At 71.1% G+C, this 3,016-nt stretch carries 2 protein-coding genes; both read left to right on the top strand.

Translation table 11 applies throughout. The features are described 5' to 3' along the window. On the top strand, positions 1–1,094 hold a 1,094-nt coding region (locus CCN56_RS39370; RefSeq protein WP_256962420.1), incomplete at its 5' end, for a succinic semialdehyde dehydrogenase. 39 nt (positions 1,095–1,133) lie between these two features. Continuing rightward, positions 1,134–2,939: a GMC family oxidoreductase gene (locus CCN56_RS39365; RefSeq protein WP_086832398.1), complete on the top strand. Its 1,806-nt coding sequence runs from the start codon at positions 1,134–1,136 to the stop codon at positions 2,937–2,939. Positions 2,940–3,016 lie beyond the last annotated feature (77 nt).

The raw sequence follows: 3,016 nt of genomic DNA, 5'->3' as shown, positions 1-3,016 counted from the left end.
TCGCCCCCTGGAACTACCCGTTCGAGCTCTCCGTCGGCGACGCGCTCCCCGCCTTCGTCTCGGGCAACGCCGTCGTCATGAAGCCCGACACGGAGACCGCGCTCACCGCGCTCTGGGCCCGTGACCTGCTCATCGAGGCCGGCCTGCCCGCCGGGGTCTTCCAGGTCGTGCTCGGCGAGGGCCCGGTCGTCGGCCCCGAGGTCGTCAAGCACGCCGACTACGTCTCCTTCACCGGCTCCACCCGCACCGGCCGCGAGGTCGCACAGGGCGCCGCCGCCCGGCTCGTCGGCGTCTCCCTCGAACTCGGCGGCAAGAACGCCATGCTCGTCCTCAAGGACGCCGACATCGAGAAGGCCGCCGCCGGAGCCGTCCGCGCCTGCTTCTCCTCCGCCGGCCAGCTCTGCATCTCCATCGAGCGGCTCTACGTCCACGAGTCGATCGCCGACGCCTTCCTGGAGCGCTTCGCCGCCCGCACCAAGGCCATGCGCCTCGGCAACTCCCTCGCGTACGGGGCGGACATGGGCTCCCTCGTCGGCGAGCGGCAGCTGGAGACCGTCACCAGGCACGTGGAGGAGGCCGTCGCCAAGGGCGCCACGCTCGTCGCCGGCGGCGTCGCCCGCCCCGACATCGGCCCCCTCTTCTTCGAGCCGACCATCCTCGACGGCGTCGAGGCCCCGATGGCCGTCTGCGGCGAGGAGACCTTCGGCCCGGTCGTCTCCGTCTACCGCTTCAGGGACGAGGACGAGGTCGTCGAGCTCGCCAACGCCACCCCGTACGGCCTCAACTCCTCCGTCTGGACGAAGGACTCGCGCCGCGGCCACGCCGTCGCGGCGCGGCTGCGCACCGGCACCGTCAACATCAACGAGGGGTACGCGCCCGCGTACGGCAGCGTGCAGTCCCCGATGGGCGGCATGAAGGACTCCGGGCTCGGCCGCCGCCACGGTTCCGAGGGCATCCTCAAGTACACCGAGGCGCAGACCGTCGCCCAGCAGCGGCTGATCCCGCTCGCGCCCTCCTTCGGGATGGACGACGAGAAGTACGCCGCGTTCATGAGCGTGTCCCTGAAGGCGATGAAGGCCCTGCGCCTGCGCTGACCCTCCGTCCCACCCGCCCCTTTTCGTACGAGGAGAGCCATGACCGCGGTACCCCCTGCCCAGAATCAGGACGAGGACGACTCGTACGACTACGACGTCCTGGTCGTCGGCTCCGGCTTCGGCGGTTCGGTCACCGCCCTCCGCCTCACCGAGAAGGGCTACCGGGTCGGCGTCCTGGAGGCCGGGCGCCGGTTCGCGCGGGGTGAGCTGCCCAAGAACTCCTGGGACCTGAAGAACTTCCTGTGGGCCCCGACGCTCGGCCTGTACGGCATCCAGCGCATCCATCTGCTCGGCAACGTCATGGTCCTCGCCGGCGCGGGCGTCGGCGGCGGTTCGCTGAACTACGCCAACACCCTCTACGAGCCGCTCGCGCCGTTCTTCGACGACCCGCAGTGGAAGGACATCACGGACTGGCGGGAGGAGCTCGCGCCCTACTACGACCAGGCCAAGCGGATGCTCGGCGTGCGCCTCAACCCGACCATGACCCCCTCGGACGTCCATCTGAAGGCGACCGCACAGGCCATGGGCATCGGCGACACCTTCCACATGGCGCCGGTCGGAGTGTTCTTCGGCGACGGCAAGGACGGCGACGGGACGGCGCGGGCGAAGCCGGGCGGCGAGGTCGCCGACCCGTTCTTCGGCGGGGCCGGCCCCTCCCGCAGGGCCTGCACCGAATGTGGCGAGTGCATGACCGGCTGCCGGCACGGCGCCAAGAACACCCTCAACGAGAACTACCTCTACCTCGCCGAGAAGGCGGGCGCGGTCGTCCACCCGATGACCTCGGTCGTCGCCGTCACCGAGGACTCGCGGGGCGGCTACGCGGTCAAGACCCTGCCGACCGACAACAGGAAGAAGGGCGCGGGCCGGACCTTCACCGCCCGCAAGGTCGTCATCGCCGCCGGCACGTACGGCACGCAGACCCTGCTCCACCGGATGAAGGACACCGGGCTGCTGCCCCGCATCTCCGGCCGGCTCGGCGAGCTGACCCGTACGAACTCCGAGGCGCTGGTCGGCTCGCAGACCACCGACCGCCGCTACCGCAAGCGGCACGGCAAGGACCGGGCCGACTTCACCAAGGGCGTCGCGATCACCTCGTCGATCCACCCGGACGACAACACCCACATCGAGCCGGTCCGCTACGGCAAGGGTTCCAACTCCATGGGCGGCATGACCGTCCTCCAGGTGCCCTACGGCGCGCACCGGGTCCGCAGGTGGCTGCTCGAACTGGTCAAGCACCCCGCGCTCGCGGCCCGCTCGCTGTCCAACCGGCGCTGGTCGGAGCGGACGATCATCGGCCTCGTCATGCAGTCCCTGGACAACTCGCTCACCACCTACCGCAAGCCGGGCGGCATCGGAAAGGGCCTGCTCACCGCCCGCCAGGGCCACGGCACCCCCAATCCGACGCAGATCGAGGCGGCGACGCGGGCCGCGAGCCTGCTCGCCGAGGAGATCAACGGCTTCGCCGGCTCCAACATCGGCGAACTCATGGGCACCCCGCTCACCGCGCACTTCCTGGGCGGCTGCCCGATCGGCGCCGACGGTACGACCGGCGTCATCGACCCGTACCACCGGCTCTACGGCCACCCGGGGATCTCCGTCGTCGACGGCGCGGCCGTCTCCGCCAACCTCGGCGTCAACCCGTCCCTGACGATCACGGCCCAGGCGGAGCGCGCCATGTCCTTCTGGCCGAACAAGGGCGAGGAGGACCCGCGGCCGCGGCAGGGGGAGGCGTACGTACGGCTCTCGGCGGTCGAGCCGAAGTCCCCCGCCGTCCCGTCCGAGGCCTTCGGCGCCCTGCGGCTGCCGTTCCTGGGGATGCCGGCGGTCCCGCCGAAGAAGGACTGAGCCCGTTCGGCTGCCCGTCCAGCTGAGCCCGTCCAGCTGAGCCCGTTCGGTTGAGCCCGTTCGGTTGAGCCCGTTCG

Source organism: Streptomyces sp. NRRL B-24572, assembly GCF_002156145.1.
Classification (GTDB): Bacteria; Actinomycetota; Actinomycetes; order Streptomycetales; family Streptomycetaceae; genus Streptomyces; species Streptomyces vietnamensis.
This window is presented reverse-complemented; position numbering and strand designations above follow the sequence as displayed.